Origin of the sequence: Marinobacter zhanjiangensis, from assembly GCF_014651935.1 — a bacterium.
GTDB lineage: Bacteria > Pseudomonadota > Gammaproteobacteria > Pseudomonadales > Oleiphilaceae > Marinobacter > Marinobacter zhanjiangensis.
In genome coordinates, this window is sequence record NZ_BMXV01000002.1 from 113,165 (window position 1) to 129,211 (window position 16,047).

Sequence of the window (16,047 nt, forward strand, 5' to 3'; positions counted from 1 at the left end):
CCGAGCCACTCTGGCACGGTTTGTGCCCCTGACTATAGTATGGGGCACTGACGATGGTTTTTTGACATCAGGCTGTCCCGTTAACGGATAGCCTGCGAGGAGACAAGGCAATATGGCATCCGATAACGGACAACAGGGTCAGGCCCAGAACGACAAGGTCCTTCAGTACGTCACTTTCCGTCTTGACGAGGAGACCTACGGTATCGATGTAATGCAGATCCAGGAAGTGCTGCGCTACACCGAGATTGCTCCGGTACCCGGTGCGCCGGATTATGTCCTGGGCATCATCAACCTGCGGGGCAACGTGGTCACGGTGATCGATACCCGCCGCCGGTTTGGTCTGGCGGATGCGGAAATCACGGACGCCTCCCGTATCGTGGTGATGGAGTCCGCCAGCCAGGTAATGGGCATTCTGGTGGATTCCGTGGCAGAGGTGGTGTACCTGAAGGCCAGTGAGATCGAAACCGCACCCAACGTGGGGAACGAGGAAAGCGCCAAGTTCATCCAGGGTGTGTGCAACAAGAATGGCGAGCTGATCATTCTTGTGGAGTTCGACAAGATGTTGTCTGATCACGAGTGGGCGGAGATGGCCACACTCTGACCCGACCTCCGGCAGGGCCTGAATGGCGGTTTGCCGGAGCAGGGCGGAGCCGGTGCCAGTCGCCACCCGGTTGTGATCACCACCAAACGAGGATTGAGTGATGATGACCACCGACTGGACCCAACTGGCCCCCTGGGCCCTGACCATTCTTGCTTTTGTCCTGCTGGCCTGCCAGGGGCTGATCAACAGCCGCCGCATCGACCGGGTGCACCGGCAGTTGCGGGAAAACAGTGAAAACCTGGTGCGTGAGCTCAATGCCACCGCCAGTGGCAGCGCCGGTGTCGGCAACCGGGTCATTGCCTGCGAGCGGCAGCTCCATGAACTCCGGGCACTGTTCGATGAAATGCGCCAGAACGATCCGTTGCGGGTGTCTTATGACGAAGCGTCCCGCCTGGTGGACCTGGGCGCCGGCGTGGATGATCTGATGAACACCTGCGGCATTTCCCGCCCCGAGGCGGAACTGGTCTCGGCACTGCGCCAGCGACAGCAACGGGCTGCCTGACCGGTTATAGCTTCGCAGGCGGGATTGCTCAGGCGTCCCCGGTGTCGCTCCCGCTGGCATCCTGTGGGGTCCTGCCCTGCAGGTGGAACGCAAAGGCCAGTATTTCCGCGATCACCCGGTACAGGGTTTCCGGAATCTCCTCATCCAGATCCAGTTGCGCGAGAATGCCGGCGAGTTCGGCATTCTCGTACAGTGGCACTTTGTGTTCCCGGGCGATACGGATGATCTCCTCGGCCACTTCGTCCAGCCCGCTGGCCGCTACTGTGGGCGCCTTTTTGCCGTCGTACTTCAGGGCGACGGCGGTTTCCCGGCCGCCCGTCGTCTGGTCACTCATGGCGGTTGCTCCTGTTCATGCCCGGGTATCCAGCAGCCGGTGTTCCAGGCGGGTGGCTGCCGTGGGTGGCTGACCGCGACGGCATTCCAGTTCCGACACCTCCAGGCCCAGATCGGTCAGTCGCGATCGCAAGGCTCCCAGTTCCTGATTGACCTGCCGCGCGGTGGCCTGCCGTTCTGCCCACACCCTGGCGGACAGGGCATTCTGCCTCAGGGCCACGTCGAAGAAGACCTTGCCCGCTTCGTCCAGGTCCATGGCCAGGTTCAGGCGCCATTCGGATACGCCGGCGCGCCGGTTTTCGGGCTTTTCCTCCCGTTCCGGTTTGTCGTAATCAATGCGTAGCTGGGCCGTTTTCACCTCTCCGCCGGGGGCCATCCAGGGCAGGTCGGTTATCAGGGTGTTGACCTGGGGGGCGCCTTCGGCACCACTGCGGGTAGTCAGCAACTGGCTGTGCAGCTGGTTGACGGTGATGCGGTTCAGCATCCCCGCCAGCAGTCGCAGCATCTGCCCCGGGGAGGCTGCTTCCCGGCCGCCATCGGCGTTGCCCAGTGGTGCGGTGGTCGGCGACGGAAACTGGAGCGGGGCGGTGACCAGCTCATGGCTGGGCAGCGGCGTGAAACGGGTGAACTGATCGGCGCCCAGGTTCTGATGTTGCAGCAGCGTCAGCGCCAGCCGACCCAGGGCCAGTTTCAGGTCCGTGGGGGCTGCCTCCAGAGTGCCCTTCGCCAGACGTGCTTCCGTCAGAACACCGCTGTTGGTCAGCCACTGGCGGACCCCCTCGGCATCAAGCCCGGGTCTGGCGGGAGCGGCGAGCCCTGCCAGTGGCGACGACGAAATCCCGGTTGCTGGAGGCGCCTGAACCGGTCTCAGGATGAGCCCGCCGGTGTCCCCGGAGACCTGGGGCAGCAGGCGGGCGATGCTCTGCAGTGCCTCCCGGACCGTGGTGGGCAGCGGTTGGCTGGACCCGGGCTGGCTGCCCGGCCCCGGCGGCGCCTTGAATCCGGCTGACAGGGCATTCATCAGTTGGCTCAGGCCAGTGTCGAGGTTCTGCTGCCATGGCAGGTGGCGAATCAGGGCCTGCCCCAGGCGGGTCTCTGCGGCCGGCGGCAGTTTGTCCAGCAGGGTGAGTGACTGGCCTTCCCGCATGATGCGCAGCAGATCCCCCGCTTTCAATTCGGGGCCGTCCGCGGGCAGATTGACGGTAAGTTTCTGGCCGCGAACCTCCAGTATGGCCTGCTGCTGTCCCCGTTCCGTCAGTAACTCGGCGACCCGGGCCACCACCGCCTGACGGTTTTCCAGCTGCAGACTCTGCAACTGCCGCAGGGGATCCACACGGCCTGCGTCAGCCCCCGTGGCAGGGCGGGCTGGTGGTTGTGAGTTGATGGCGTTACCGTCGGGTAATTTCATGGCTTTTGTGCAATACGACTCGTCGTTTTGATGTCAGGCAAGAGTAATCAATGGCCCGTTTCGTTATAATGGCGCCGGCTTCAGGAATTCACCTGTCGCCTGCCGGTTGTACCGGTCTGACGTATTTTCCGGGGTGGTAACGGCCACCCCCTGGCAACCCGGGGCCCTGATGACTGAGCCGCTGCAACAGGCTGACCACTTGCTGAAGGCACAACGCCTGGAGTGTGAGCGGGACGGTCGGACCCTGTTTCGTGACCTGAGTTTTTCCATAGTGCCGGGTACGCTGACCCGTGTCGAGGGTCCCAACGGCTCGGGCAAGACCACCCTGTTGCGCATTCTGGCCGGGCTCAATGATAACTGGAGCGGGCACATTCACTGGTGCGGCAGGCCCCGCCACAAACAGTGGGATTCGGTGCGTCGCAATACGCTTTATCTGGGCCACCGGCCCGGCATCAAGGGTGTGCTGACGCCCATGGAGAATCTGCAGGCCCTGGTGGCGGGCCGCCAGGCGGTCAGTCGCGACGTGCTGTCCCGGGCGCTGGTCCAGGTAGGGCTTGGCCCCTGGCAGAATGTGCCCTGCGAGCATCTCTCCGCGGGGCAGAAGCGGCGGGTGGCGCTGGCGCGCCTGCTGTTTGCCGACGAGCCGCTGTGGCTTCTGGATGAGGCGTTTACCGCCCTGGATGTGGAGGCTGTGGCCGCCGTTGAACGGTTGCTGGCGGATCGGGTTCGTGATGGCGGTGCCGTAGTCATGACAACCCACCACCAGCCGGCCCTGGATGACATGCAGCGGATTCTTCTCGGCCATGGGCCCGGCCAGCCGGCGGCGGAGGTCAGCGATGAACCCGTGGCGGAGGTTTCCCATGGGTAGCCGCCAACCGCTGGCTGTGCCGCTTCTGGATCCGGTCAACAGTTCCCCCGGCGTATGGCATGCCATGGTGGCCGTGTTGCGCCGGGACCTGCGTCTCAGTGTGCGGCAGAAACAGGACCTGCTGAACCCGCTGCTGTTCTTTGTCATGGTGGTAGCGCTGTTCCCGCTGGGGGTGAGTCCCGAATCGTCGTTTCTCGGGGAGGCCGGGGCCGGCATTCTGTGGGTCGGTGCGCTGCTGGCGACAATGCTGTCGCTGGACCACCTGTTCCGCTTCGATTTCGAGGACGGAACCCTGGAGCAGATCGCGCTGCAGCCGCAGCCGCTGTTTCTGCTGGTGCTCTCGAAAATCCTGGCCCACTGGCTGGTCACCGGGCTGCCGCTGGTGATTCTGACACCGCTATTGGGGTTGATGTTATATCTGGACGGGAACTCTGTTGCTGTTCTGTGTCTAACGCTGCTGATCGGCACACCCGTGCTGAGCCTGATCGGTTCGGTGGGAGCGGCATTGACCGTGGGGCTGCGGGCCGGGGGCGTGCTCTTGTCCCTGCTGGTGATCCCTCTGTATATTCCGGTGCTCATATTCGGCACCGGAACGGTAATGGCCGCCGGCAGCGGAGCAGACGTGTCCGGGCATCTGGCATTGATGGCCGCGATGCTGGTGCTGGCCCTGGTGCTGGCTCCGCTGGCTGCCGCGGCGGCCTTGAAAATCAGTTTATCGGCGTCCTGACCGGCGCCGCAGCTTTCGATTCAGGGGATACACCCGATGTGGCAATTCTTTCACAAACTGGGGTCGCCAAAGTGGTTCTACGGCATTGCCGGTCGCTTCATGCCGTGGCTGCTGGGTGCCGGGCTGCTGTTGAGCCTGTGCGGAATCGTCTGGGGGCTGTTGTTCGCGCCCCAGGATTATCTGCAGGGCAACAGCTACCGCATCATCTTTATCCATGTGCCCACCGCGTTCCTCGCCCAGTCGGTCTATATGATGATCGCTGTTGCCGGTGTTATTACCCTGGTCTGGAAGATGAAGGTGGCGGATGTGTTCGTCCGCTCGGTCGCGCCGGTGGGGGTCGTGCTGACCCTGCTGGCGTTGTTCACCGGGGCGGTCTGGGGCAAGCCGACCTGGGGCGCCTACTGGGTCTGGGACGCACGGCTTACGTCCATGCTGATCCTGTTGTTCCTTTACCTTGGCATTATCGGTCTTGGCTATGCCTACTCCGATGAGAAGACCGCTGCCCGCTCGGTGGCGGTGCTGGCCATCGTTGGCGTGGTGAACATTCCCATCATCAAATATTCCGTGGACTGGTGGAACACCCTGCACCAGCCTGCGACGTTCAGAATCACCGAAAAGCCCACCATGCCTGCGGAAATGTGGGTACCCCTGTTGCTGGTGGTGCTGGGAACCTACCTGCTGTTCGGGTGGATCGCCTTTTACCGTATGCAGACCGAGATCCTTCGCCGTGAGCGTCGCACCCGCTGGGTCAGGGAACTGGTGCAGACCGGTGGCCAATCACAACTGAAAACCGGAGGAGCCTGATACCATGGCATTCGAATCCTTCAGTGCCCTTGTTTACATGGAAGGCCATGGTCCCTATGTCTGGACATGCTACGGTGCCTTCTTTCTGTTGCTGGGGCTGCTGGCCTGGTACTCCGTTTTCGAGCGCCGGCAGGTGGTCCGTGCCCAGCGCGACCAGCAACCGTTACAGACCTCCCGGCAAGGCGACAGCAGTGACTGGGGCCGGTCAGGTGAGGCCAGTTTTCAGCGAATCCAATCGTCCCACAGCGAGACAGCCAGCAAGTCATGAATCCTGCACGCAAACGTAAGCTCACTATTATATTGTTTCTCCTGGCCGGTCTGGCGGTAGCCGTTGGACTGACCACCTATGCCTTCCGCCAGAATATCAACCTGTTCTACGACCCGACCCAGATCGCCGAGGGCGAAGCCCCTGTCGATGTGCGGATTCGCGCCGGGGGCATGGTCGAAGATGGCTCGGTAGTGCGCGACCCCGACAGTCTGAAAGTGGAATTCCGGGTCACCGATTTCACGTCTGCCGTTACCGTCCGCTATGAAGGCATCCTCCCGGATCTGTTCGCCGAAGGGCAGGGGGTGGTCACCACCGGCCAGCTCAACAGCGACCGGGTTTTCGTGGCGGAACAGGTACTGGCGAAGCATGACGAGAAGTACATGCCGCCGGAGGTCAGCGACGCTCTGGAGAAGTCAAAGGCACGGGCCGCCGAAGAAGGCCGCGAGATGCCCGAGTACTGATCCGCAGGCAACACTCAAGAAACTCCTGAAGAGAGAACGACATGTTTCCGGAACTTGGACAGGTCACCCTGATTATCGCATTGCTGCTCTCGGTACTGTTGGCCGTGGTGCCGCTGTACGGTTCGCTCACCAACCGGGACAGCCTGCAGGCCTTTGCCAGGCCCCTGACGGCAGGGCAGTTCGTCTTCATTGCGATTGCCTTTGGCATTCTCACCCGTGCGTTCCTGATTGATGACTTCTCGGTGGCCTACGTGGCCAACCAGAGCAACAGCCTGATGCCCTGGTATTACAAGTTCAGCGCAGTGTGGGGCGGCCATGAGGGGTCCCTGCTGCTGTGGATTCTGATGCTCAGTGGCTGGACGCTTGCCGTGGCCACCTTCAGCCGCCGGCTGCCCTCGGTGATGGTGTCGCAGGTGCTTTCCGTGATGGGCATGGTGGCGGTCGGCTTCCTGCTGTTCATCCTGATGACCTCGAACCCGTTTGACCGGATTCTGCCGAACGTGCCGGCGGACGGCGCTGACCTGAACCCGTTACTGCAGGACTTCGGCCTGATCATCCACCCGCCCATGCTGTATATGGGCTATGTCGGCTTTTCGGTTGCGTTCGCCTTTGCCATCGCAGCATTGATCAACGGTCGTCTGGATGCCGCCTGGGCGCGCTGGTCCCGGCCCTGGACCAGTGTGGCCTGGGGCTTTCTGACCATCGGTATCGCCCTGGGCAGCTGGTGGGCCTACTACGAGCTTGGCTGGGGTGGCTGGTGGTTCTGGGACCCGGTGGAAAACGCGTCCCTGCTGCCCTGGATATCCGGCACCGCGCTGATCCATTCCCTGGCGGTCACCGAGAAACGGGGCGTCTTCAAGAGCTGGACCGTATTGCTGGCCATCCTCACCTTTGCCCTGAGTCTGCTCGGCGCCTTCCTGGTGCGGTCCGGGGTGATAACCTCGGTGCACTCGTTCGCCTCCGACCCGACCCGGGGTGCGTTCCTGCTCGGGCTGTTGGCAGTAACGGTGGTTGTCAGCCTGACCCTGTACGCCTTCCGCGCGCCGGTGGTGCATACCCGCGCGACGTTCGGCCCCCTGTCCCGGGAAGTATTCCTGCCGCTGAACAATGTTCTGCTGATGGCCGCCCTGCTACTGGTGCTGGTGGGTACCATCTTCCCGCTGATTTCCGACTACTTTGAGCTCGGCAACATTTCCATTGGAGAGCCCTTTTTCAACCTGACCTTCAGCCCAATAGCGGTTGCTGTGGGCATCCTGCTCGGTGTGGGCATCTTCTCCCGCTGGAAAAAGACCGATGAGGGCTACCTGGCCCGCAAGCTGATATTCCCATCCATCGGCAGTGTGGTGATCGCCGCGACAGTCGTACTCACCATGGGGACCTTTGACTCCCCGGGGTTCATCGGCTTCCTGGATGACATCCAGCTGTGGGCCTTCTTTGGTGTGCTCTCGGCGTCCTGGGTTATCCTCGCCACCCTGCAGGACCTGTGGACCAAGTCGTCGTCGCGGCATGGGCGCCTGCACGGGCTGCGCCGCCAGTCCCGCAGTTTCTACGGCATGGTGCTCGGTCACGTGGGACTGGCGATGGTGATTGCCGGCGCCACCGTGGTGAACAACTTCGGTATCGAACGCAACGTCCGTATGAGTCCCGGTGACGTCGCCCAGGTGGGGGACTACCAGTTCAGTTTCGCCTCGGTGGGCGAGCGCGAGGGGCCCAACTTCACAGCCCTGGTCGCCCGTTTTGATATCAGTCGCAACGGTGAGCCGGTAGCCACCCTGTATCCGGAGCGCCGCCGCTATGTGGTTCAGCGCAACATGATGACCGAGGCTGGCATTGATGGCGGTTTCCTGCGAGACATTTTCGTGGCGGTGGCTGAACCGGTGGACAGCAATGCCTGGGCCGTACGGCTGCAGTACAAACCTCTGGTGCGCTGGACGTGGCTGGGCGCGCTGGTGATGGCCATTGGCGGTTTTCTGGCGGTTTCTGACCGACGTTACCGTATCCGCGATACCGCGACCGAACGTAAGAAGGCGTCCGCGACTCCGCTTCCCGAAAGTCGCCCTGCGGAGGCCGGCGTATGAAGCGCATCCTGATGTTCCTGCCGGTTCTGGTGGCGGTGGCTTTCGGTATCTTCCTTTATGCGGGGTTGGGGGAAGACCCGCAGGAGCTGGAGTCGGCCCTTATCGGTAAACCAGTGCCCGCTTTCGAGCTGAGTGCGCTGCGAAACCCCGATCGCATCCTGACTCCGGAGGTGTTTCGGGGCCAGGTATCGCTGCTGAATGTATGGGGTACCTGGTGTCCGGCCTGCCGGGATGAGCACGATGACCTGATGTGGCTGGCCGAAGACAAGAACATTCCCATTATTGGCCTCAACTACAAAGACAACCGCGACGCCGCCCTGCGCTGGCTAAAGGATCTGGGTGATCCCTATCAGCTGAACCTGTTTGATCCCCAGGGCACCCTGGGCTTTGATCTGGGCGTTTACGGGGCACCGGAAACCTACATTATCGACAAGCAGGGCATTGTGCGTTATCGCCACGTGGGTGTGGTCAATCCCGAAGTGTGGGAAGAGAAGCTGGAACCCGTTTTCCGTCAGTATCAGGAGGAGTGACCATGAAAACCCTGTTGATCACCCTGATGCTCGCCTTGCTGGCCCCCCTGGCCCAGGCGCAGGCCGGTAGTGACGGGAGCGCGGACATGTACCCGCTGGAATCTGCCGAGCGACAGGAGCGGTTTCGGACCCTGTTGAACGAGCTGCGCTGTCCCAAGTGCCAGAACCAGAACATTGCCGATTCCGATGCGCCCATTGCCGAGGATATGCGCAATGAGGTCTACCGCATGGTTCAGGAAGGCGCGGACGAGCAGACCGTTGTGGACGCCATGATCGAACGCTTTGGTGAGTTCGTGCACTACAAGCCGGCCTTTGACGCCCGCACCGCCTTGCTCTGGCTGCTGCCGCTGATTGTGGTGGTGGTGGGCGTGATCGTGGTGATAGTGATCGTGCGCCGGTCCGGTCGTGGCGACGACGGCACTCCGGAACTGACCGAGGATCAGCGCCGTCAGGCTGATGAAATGCTGCGGCGGCAGTCTCAGTGAGAATGACACCCCACTCCGAATTCAACTGAACGAGTTTTATGACCAATATTTTCTGGATTATCACCGCGGTCCTTGTTGTACTGGCCTTTCTTTTCATCCTGTATCCATTGGTGTTTGGCCGCCCCGAGCAGCGCATCAATGCGGATATCCGCAACCAGAACCTGCTGGCCTACCGCACGCGGCTGACCGAGCTGGAAGAGGAGTACCAGCAGGGCATTATCGACGAGGAAAACTTCCGCATGCTCCGGGATGAGCTGGCGGGCTCAATGCTGGACGATGTCGGTGAGGAACAGGCGCCAAAGGAAGTCAGGGCGGAAGACCTGCGCATGGACCGGCGTCGCCGCAGTACCTGGGCCGTTGCAGTGGTGGCGGCTGTGTTGTTGCCGGCCGGTGTGGTATTGCTCTACGAGGAATGGGGCGCCCTGGGCAAGGTTGAACAGTATCAGGCCATGCAGGAAATGGAGCGGAGCGAAGGCGGTGATCGCCTGGCCCAGATGGAGCAGCTGACATCACAGCTTCGCGAGCGTCTCGAGGCCGAGCCGGACAACCCGGACGGCTGGGCCATGCTGGGTCGCAGTCTGATGCGCATGGAGCGGTATCCGGAAGCGGCCAGGGCATTCGAGCAACTGGCTGACGTGGTAGAAGACAGCAACGGCAAGGCGGTAGCTTGGGGCCTGTCCGCCCAGGCCTGGTTCTTTGACAGCCAGGGAGCGTTGACCGACGAGGTTACCAACGCCATGGACCGGGCACGGGAGCTCAACCCGAACGAAGTGAACACCCTGGGACTACTGGGTATCCACGCGTTTGAACGGGAAAACTTCGAGGAAGCCATCCGCCACTGGGAAAAGATTATTGAGGTGGCGCCGGACCATCCGCAGATTGCCTCCATCCGTGAAGGTGTGGCGCAGGCTTACCAGCGCCTTGATCGGGAGGTACCGGAATCCGCACAGCCCCAGGCGTCCGCCGCTGGCGAAGAGTTGTCCGACCGCGGGGTGAGCGTACGGGTGGAGCTTGATGAATCGTTTGCCAACGAAGTGGCCCCGGATACCACTCTGTTTGTCTATGCCCGCACGCCGAACTCGCAGACTGCACCCCTGGCGGTGGCCAGGCTGACAGCCGGACAGTTGCCGGTAAATCTGAGGCTGGATGACAGTATGTCCATGGCGCCGCAGTTCCGGATTTCCGGTGCCGATGAAGTGGTGCTGGCAGCGAGAATCAGCCCTTCCGGCGCAGCCAGGCCGCAACCCGGTGATTACCAGGGCATTCGCGAAGAGCCAGTGCCGGTGGTCAGTGGTGACAGTGACCCGGTGGTACTGACCATCGATCAACAGCTGCGATGACTCCCTGAACGCACAAGGTGCGTGGTCAGGGGTTCAGTCCTTCCGGGTAGAGGTCCGGCAGTGCCTGATCCTTGCCACGCTTCCTTGATGATCTGGCCTGCCATCCCTGGCGTGCTGCCCTGAGCGCTGCGGACAGTTCGTTGCCGTCGGGCGCCGCTCCTCCCGCAGACCGGAACAGTGATTCCCGCCAACGGTCGACCACACCGGTCAGACGATCGTCACACAGGATGGTGAGCGCGTCGTCGGTGGTGCGGCAGTGCCGCCCGGACAATTCCCGGGCCCAGCCCGGGAAGCCGTTGAAGAAGGCCGGGTCCAGAGCCCGGGCCTGGTCACAAAGCTGATGGAAGCGTTCCTTTTCATTGCCTGGTGCCCTGGTGTCGGTCGCCGCCAGCCCGCGCCGGCGGCTGTGCAGCCACCAGGCAGCCACGGTGGTCGCCCAGCCGATGGCCAGCAGCCCCGTCAGAACAGGCCACAGCCATCGGGCCGGGGCGGGTTCCTGTTCGTTTCCCGGTGCACTCTCCGGCGGCTCAGCGACGGGTTGCTCCTGTTTCGCCGGGGCAGGGCCGGACACCGGCGTCAGCTGGATGGTGCGGGCCGGCAATACGGCTACCTTTTCCCGGTCCTCGTTCACGTCCCACCAGGGAATGCGTATTTCCGGCAGGGTGATGTCGCCGCCCTCGCCGGATACCGGCACCAGCGCCATGGTCTGCTGCAGTTCACCAACCACGCCGCTGTCGCCTGCCGAGGACTGCCGCTGCTCCGGTTCCGGGTAGCTTCTGATGGCGTCGGGGTAGCGGATGTCCAGCGAGGGCAGGGTGGTGGCCGGCAGCCCGCGGGCGGTGAGCGTCAGGGTACGGGTCAGGTTGTCACCGGGTGCTACCGGGCCGGTTTGCTCGAGCCCCCTGGCACTCAGGGTCAGGTCAGCGGCCGGCAGCCAGGTGTTGCCGCTGAAGTCCGCGGGAATGTCCTTGACGTTTACCGGGAACAGAACCGCCGAATCCGATACCCGGTAATGCTGGCCCTGAGGGTGGCGGGCGGTGCCCTGGAATTCCAGTGGTGGCAACTGCAGCCGGCCGGGTTTCTGGGGGAAGATAAGGTATTCCCGTTCAACCACCCGGTAGCGTTCCCCGTTCAGCTGCTGCCGGTATTGCTTCTGTTCGCCGGTTTTTTCGATCACCGCGTCCGGATGTTCCGGGTCGGACAGCTGCCCCTGAACAACCTGGTTGGTGTAATAGAGTTTGACCGTCAGGCGCAGTTGCTGCTGTACGTAGACTTCATCTTCGCTGGCGGACAGCTCGATGAAGGCCACCTGATCCTGGGGCTGCTGGGCCAGAGCGGCCAGGGGCAGGCAGACCAGCAGGGCCAGCAGTGCCTGTCGCCACGGGCGTTTGAGTGCCATTACCATGGTGTGTCGTTCTCGTCCGGTTGAATATCGCGACTGCGGGATTGCTGCATGAACTTGCGCCGGAGCAGACCGCCGGGGTTGTCCGGAATTCTCCGCAGCCATTGTTGCTGGGACTGGGACAGGGCATCGGCGCCTTCCCCTTCCGCCACGCTGGTCTGACCACCGGCCTTCTGCCCGGAGTCTGACCCGTCGCCGTTGTCCTGGCCCGCCTGTTGCCGGGATTCTGTTGGCTCATCCGGAGTACCCTGGCCGGGCTCCCCCTGTTCGCCATCCCGGGAGGGCTGCCCGCCCTGATCATTACCCGGCTGCCGGCCTTCCTGCTGGCTGCGCGATCCCTCCTGCTGTCCGGGTTGGTCACCGGCGGAGGACGGGTTCTGCTGTTCTCCCTGTCCATCCTGTTCGCCGGATTGGTCGGACTGTTGCTGTTGCTTTTCCTGCTGCTTCTGGCGTTCCAGAAAATCCTGTACGAGTTCGTGGTTCTGACGGGCAGCGGTGTGGTCCGGGTTTTTTTCAAGGGCTTTTTGCCAGGCCGCCAGTGCCGCCTCGGCCTTGCCGGCCCGGGCCAGAGCATTGCCGCGATTGTAGTGGGCATCCGGTGAGTCGCTGTTGGCAAAGGCGTCGGCGGCGCTCTCATATTGGCCATCGCGGTAGAGGGCGGTACCTCGCCACAATGGGTCGGTCAGCTTGCTGGCGGCGCTGTCGGGGTTCTCTTCAATAAGCTGCGGTGCGCGCTGCTCCGGCGTTTGCCAGAAATCATTCCAGTCCAGCGCCTGGGCCGGGCCGGAGGGCACCCAAGCCAGACTGAAGGCCACCATGACCAGCGCTCCCCGTCGCCAGCCCACCAGGGCCAGGGGCAGTGCCAGCCAGAGCAGCCAGTAGCCGTCGTCCTGTCGCCGTGTGGTGGTACGTTCTTCTTCCGATGCCTGCCACTGATCGTGATCTTCCGCCCGTAGCCGGAGCTGACGGATATCCCCGGTCGATGTGGTCACCTGCATGGCTTGTCCCCCTGTAGCGCGGGCGCTGGTTTCAAGTTCTTCCATGCTGGCCTTGCTGATGATCACCTGCTCGCCATCCCGCAGAAAGCCCCGCTCCGGTACCGGAATGGGTGCACCACTGCCGGTGCCCACCAGCAGGCCGTCCAGCTGCCACTGGCTGTCGGCCAGCTGACGGCGGATATTGGCGGCATAACGTGGCTTGAGACCGTCAGTGATCAGCAGTATGCGACCGCGTCCCGGAGCCCCCTGGTCCAGCAGCTCCACCGCCCGGGCCACGCCCAGATCGGCGCGGTTGCCCGGCGCCGGCATGATGACCGGGTCCACCGCCGACAGCAGGCCTTCCACGGTGCGGCGGTCATCGGTCAGGGGTGAGACCACGTGGCCATCGGCGGCATACACCACCAACCCGGTGTAAGTTCCCTCCCGGGCCGCCAACAGATCGCGGATCTTGCGGGTGGCCCGGGTCAGACGGTCAGGTTCCGCGTCCCTCGCCAGCATCGACAGCGACAGGTCCAGCACCACCACCAGGGAATCGTCCTGCTGTTGCAGGGGCGACGGAGCGGTGCGGAACGACGGCCCCGCCAGTGCCAGCGCGGTAACCATCAGCAGCAGGGGCGCCAGCAGCCGCTGCCAGCGGGCCGGTCGGCCGCCACCCCCGCCGGCGGGCAGTAGTGGCTTCAGCAGTGCCGGCGGGATCACCTGTTGCCAGCGGGTATGGCCCCGGCCCAGTGAGCGCAGCAGGCAGTAGAGCAGCGGGGCCAGCACCATCAGGAGCAGCCACGCCGGACGCAGGAATTCGAAATCGCTCATGACGCCCGCCCTCCACGGTTCATGGCCAGGCCCGCCAGCATGCGCCCGCGGGCGATGCCAAGACCACCCAGCCAGAGTATCAGGGCAGCACCCGCCGGCCAGGCATAGAGTTCGGTCACCGGCCGCCAGGGCTGGCCTTCCAGTTCCAGGGGTTCGAGCCGGTCTATTTCCTGGTAGATACCCTGTAGCTCCTCGATGCTGCGGGCCCGGAAATACCGCCCTCCGGTGTCGCTGGCAATACTGCGCAGCAGTTCCTCGTCGAGATCGCTGGAGGGGTTGACCCGTCGGCTGCCGAACAGCCCCTGCCGGAGGGAAGATTCCGAGCCAATACCAATGGTGTGGATGCGTACATCGCTGTCGGCGGCAATCTCCGTGGCTTTTTCCGGTGTCAGGTTGCCGGCAGTGTTGGCACCGTCGGTGAGCAGCACCAGCACCCGATGCTCCTGGGGCCTGTCCCGCAGGCGTTTGACTGCCAGTCCGATGGCGTCGCCAATGGCGGTGGCGCGGCCAGCCATGCCCAGTCCGGCCTCGTTGAGCAGGGTGCGCAGGGTGTCGTGGTCAAAGGTGAGTGGGGCCTGGATGTAGGGTTCGGAGCCAAACAACAACAGCCCGAGGCGATCTCCCTGGCGTTCGCGGATAAAATCGTCCAGCACCACTTTCAGTGCTTCCAGCCGGTTCAACGGGCGACCGCCCAGGACCATGTCCCGCTCTTCCATGCTTGGAGAAATGTCTACCGCAAGCATCAGGTCGCGGCCGGTAACGGGCACATGGGTCGCTTCGCCGACATGCTGGGGGCGGGCCAGTGCCAGTACCAGCAGTGCCCAGGCCAGCGCCAGCAGGATGGTCAGCCAGCGCCGGCGCACGGCGCCCTGCTGGCTGACGCCGGGCATGCCCTGTAACCGTGACTGGATGGGCAGCACCGGGGCCGCCACCGGTTCGCTCGTAGCCCGGGCATCTGCCCGGAGCCGTTTCAGCAGCCAGGGCAGGGGCAGCAACACCAGCAGCCAGGGCCAGGCAAGATTCACCATGGCTGCCTCCGGATCCAGTGTTCCGCCAGTTGCCATGCCTCCGTCGGGGGCAGCTCGCTGCGGGGCCGGTAGCTGGCGTCGACCAGCTGCTGCCATGGGCGACCGGGATCACCGGAGGTGCGCGCCAGGAAGCGACCCCACTGTTCGCCACTGAGAGCGGCGGGCCGGTCCCCGGGGTAGCGGGCGAGGGCGGCTTCTTTGAGCAGGCGGTTGAGGCCGGCATACCAGTCCGGTCCCGGTTGGCTGGGCACGGTGTACCGGGCGAGACGTGCCAGTGCTGCCCGTTTCGGTGCCTGACGACGGTGACGACGCCAGCCCAGAACGACCGCAACGGTCAGCGTGACCAGTATCAGGGCCGCCAGTATCCACCAGCCCGGTGCCGGGGGCCAGAACCCCGCCGGCGGTGGCGCCTGGATATCCCTGAGCTGTTCCAGAACGTCGTCGGGTATCACAGCAGTCGCCCTCCCGCCGAGGTCAGTCCGTGCATCAGGGCGACCGGGTCTTCCCCGGTGGCCAGTGTCATCAGGGAGCATCCGGTTTGCCGGACCAGGGTTTCCAGGGCGGTGTGCCGGGCCTGCGCGCCCTCCCGCCAGGCCTTTTGCAGTGCCCGGTCGTCGCCATTGAACCAGAGGGTACCGGCAGCGCCGCTCACGGCGTAGTCGCCATGGTCGGGAAGCTGGTCGTCCAGCGGGTCGGTGAGTCGCACCGCCGTCACCTGGTTGTGCGTGGCCAGGCTCGCCAGCAGCGAGCGGGTGTCACTGTCCGCTCCCTGGAAGTCGCTGATAACAAACACACGGCTGCCGGTGTGGACAATACGGCGGGCCTCGGTGAGGGCTTCATTGAGGCCTTCACCAGCGGGTTCCGGCGCCACCCCGGGCTGCGTCCGCTGATGGGCCGCGAGGGCATTGAGCAGTTGCATCACCGAGCGGCGGCGTCGGGAGGGCCGGATAATCTCGGTGGTGTCACCGCCAAAGACGATGCCCCCGGCCTGGTCACCGGAACCGTGGGCAACCCAGGCCAGCAGCGCAGAAAGCTCCGCCGCCCGCACCTGCTTGTAGCTGCCCTCGCTGGCGAAGAACAGGCTCGCACCCAGGTCGCACAGGATCAGCACCGGACGCTCCCGTTCCTCTTCGTATACCCGGGTGTGGGGTTCCTGCCGTCGGGCGGTTACCCGCCAGTCGATGCGGCGTACGTCGTCACCGGGCTGATAGGGGCGCACCTCGGCCAGCGACATGCCCCGGCCACGCATAACGGAATGGTGGCCTCCTCGCCGCTGGCGCAGGGCACGGCGTGCCGAGGGCAACTGCAGGGTGCGGGCCTGGGCCTGCAACAGCAGCAGGTGCTTCAGGTCGGCGGTCACCCGGTGGCTATGGTGGGTAGCGGCATTGCTGAACATGATGACTC

Annotated in this window: 18 protein-coding genes; 11 read left to right on the forward strand and 7 right to left on the reverse strand. The window is 63.8% G+C overall.

All coding sequences use genetic code 11. The features are described from left to right. The first annotated feature begins 112 nt into the window (after positions 1-112). Positions 113-601 (forward strand): chemotaxis protein CheW, encoded by a 489-nt coding sequence (locus IE079_RS04000; protein ID WP_189573256.1) that lies wholly within the window; start codon positions 113-115, stop codon positions 599-601. A 103-nt stretch (positions 602-704) separates the two neighbouring features. Beyond that, entirely contained in the window at positions 705-1,103 is a 399-nt protein-coding gene (locus IE079_RS04005; RefSeq protein ID WP_189574625.1) for a DUF2802 domain-containing protein, read from the forward strand. A gap of 28 nt (positions 1,104-1,131) precedes the next feature. Here IE079_RS04005 and IE079_RS04010 read toward each other — a convergent pair whose 3' ends face one another. Beyond that, positions 1,132-1,437: an EscU/YscU/HrcU family type III secretion system export apparatus switch protein gene (locus IE079_RS04010; protein ID WP_189573259.1), complete on the reverse strand. Its 306-nt coding sequence runs from the start codon at positions 1,435-1,437 to the stop codon at positions 1,132-1,134. A gap of 15 nt (positions 1,438-1,452) precedes the next feature. Then, positions 1,453-2,844 carry a flagellar hook-length control protein FliK gene (fliK, locus tag IE079_RS04015; RefSeq protein WP_189573262.1) on the reverse strand — a complete coding sequence of 464 codons (1,392 nt, stop codon included), beginning with the start codon at positions 2,842-2,844 and terminating at the stop codon, positions 1,453-1,455. 169 nt (positions 2,845-3,013) lie between these two features. Here fliK and ccmA point away from each other — a divergent pair, with 169 nt between their 5' ends. The 9 genes from ccmA (at position 3,014) to ccmI (ending at position 10,405) form a co-directional block, all read left to right on the forward strand. After that, positions 3,014-3,712: a cytochrome c biogenesis heme-transporting ATPase CcmA gene (ccmA, locus tag IE079_RS04020; protein WP_189573265.1), complete on the forward strand. Its 699-nt coding sequence runs from the start codon at positions 3,014-3,016 to the stop codon at positions 3,710-3,712. A gap of 64 nt (positions 3,713-3,776) precedes the next feature. Beyond that, on the forward strand, positions 3,777-4,439 hold the full coding sequence (gene ccmB / locus IE079_RS04025) for a heme exporter protein CcmB (protein WP_227712351.1): 663 nt from the start codon (positions 3,777-3,779) through the stop codon (positions 4,437-4,439). Positions 4,440-4,475: 36 nt separating this feature from the next. Continuing rightward, positions 4,476-5,243: a heme ABC transporter permease gene (locus tag IE079_RS04030; protein WP_189573271.1), complete on the forward strand. Its 768-nt coding sequence runs from the start codon at positions 4,476-4,478 to the stop codon at positions 5,241-5,243. A 4-nt stretch (positions 5,244-5,247) separates the two neighbouring features. Then, the gene (gene ccmD, locus IE079_RS04035; protein ID WP_189573274.1) at positions 5,248-5,511 is read left to right on the forward strand and encodes a heme exporter protein CcmD; all 264 of its coding nucleotides are present in this window, start codon (positions 5,248-5,250) and stop codon (positions 5,509-5,511) included. Continuing rightward, on the forward strand, positions 5,508-5,972 hold the full coding sequence (gene ccmE, locus IE079_RS04040) for a cytochrome c maturation protein CcmE (protein WP_189573277.1): 465 nt from the start codon (positions 5,508-5,510) through the stop codon (positions 5,970-5,972). The genes ccmD and ccmE overlap by 4 nt, the downstream gene beginning before the upstream one ends. 41 nt (positions 5,973-6,013) lie before the next feature. Next, on the forward strand, positions 6,014-8,050 hold the full coding sequence (locus IE079_RS04045; protein WP_189573279.1) for a heme lyase CcmF/NrfE family subunit: 2,037 nt from the start codon (positions 6,014-6,016) through the stop codon (positions 8,048-8,050). After that, positions 8,047-8,580, forward strand: coding sequence for a DsbE family thiol:disulfide interchange protein (locus IE079_RS04050; RefSeq protein WP_189573283.1), 534 nt, complete (start codon positions 8,047-8,049; stop codon positions 8,578-8,580). The genes IE079_RS04045 and IE079_RS04050 overlap by 4 nt, the downstream gene beginning before the upstream one ends. A gap of 2 nt (positions 8,581-8,582) precedes the next feature. Continuing rightward, a complete protein-coding gene (locus IE079_RS04055; RefSeq protein WP_189573286.1) occupies positions 8,583-9,065 on the forward strand; it encodes a cytochrome c-type biogenesis protein in 483 nt (160 codons plus the stop codon). A 38-nt stretch (positions 9,066-9,103) separates the two neighbouring features. Continuing rightward, on the forward strand, positions 9,104-10,405 hold the full coding sequence (gene ccmI / locus IE079_RS04060) for a c-type cytochrome biogenesis protein CcmI (RefSeq protein ID WP_189573289.1): 1,302 nt from the start codon (positions 9,104-9,106) through the stop codon (positions 10,403-10,405). Positions 10,406-10,430: 25 nt separating this feature from the next. On the opposite strand, the gene IE079_RS04065 is transcribed toward ccmI, so the two are convergent. From IE079_RS04065 to IE079_RS04085, 5 genes are read right to left on the reverse strand one after another with little or no spacing between them, the layout of a single operon-like run. Next, the gene (locus IE079_RS04065) at positions 10,431-11,810 is read right to left on the reverse strand and encodes a BatD family protein (RefSeq protein WP_189573293.1); all 1,380 of its coding nucleotides are present in this window, start codon (positions 11,808-11,810) and stop codon (positions 10,431-10,433) included. Next, complete coding sequence (locus IE079_RS04070) at positions 11,804-13,615, reverse strand: VWA domain-containing protein (RefSeq protein WP_189573296.1); 1,812 nt, start codon at positions 13,613-13,615, stop codon at positions 11,804-11,806. The genes IE079_RS04065 and IE079_RS04070 overlap by 7 nt, the downstream gene beginning before the upstream one ends. Then, positions 13,612-14,643 (reverse strand): vWA domain-containing protein, encoded by a 1,032-nt coding sequence (locus IE079_RS04075; protein ID WP_189573299.1) that lies wholly within the window; start codon positions 14,641-14,643, stop codon positions 13,612-13,614. Before IE079_RS04075 ends, IE079_RS04070 begins: the two co-directional genes overlap by 4 nt. After that, complete coding sequence (locus tag IE079_RS04080) at positions 14,637-15,095, reverse strand: DUF4381 domain-containing protein (RefSeq protein ID WP_189573301.1); 459 nt, start codon at positions 15,093-15,095, stop codon at positions 14,637-14,639. The genes IE079_RS04075 and IE079_RS04080 overlap by 7 nt, the downstream gene beginning before the upstream one ends. After that, entirely contained in the window at positions 15,092-16,039 is a 948-nt protein-coding gene (locus IE079_RS04085; protein WP_189573304.1) for a DUF58 domain-containing protein, read from the reverse strand. The genes IE079_RS04080 and IE079_RS04085 overlap by 4 nt, the downstream gene beginning before the upstream one ends. Between the last annotated feature and the right edge of the window lie 8 nt (positions 16,040-16,047).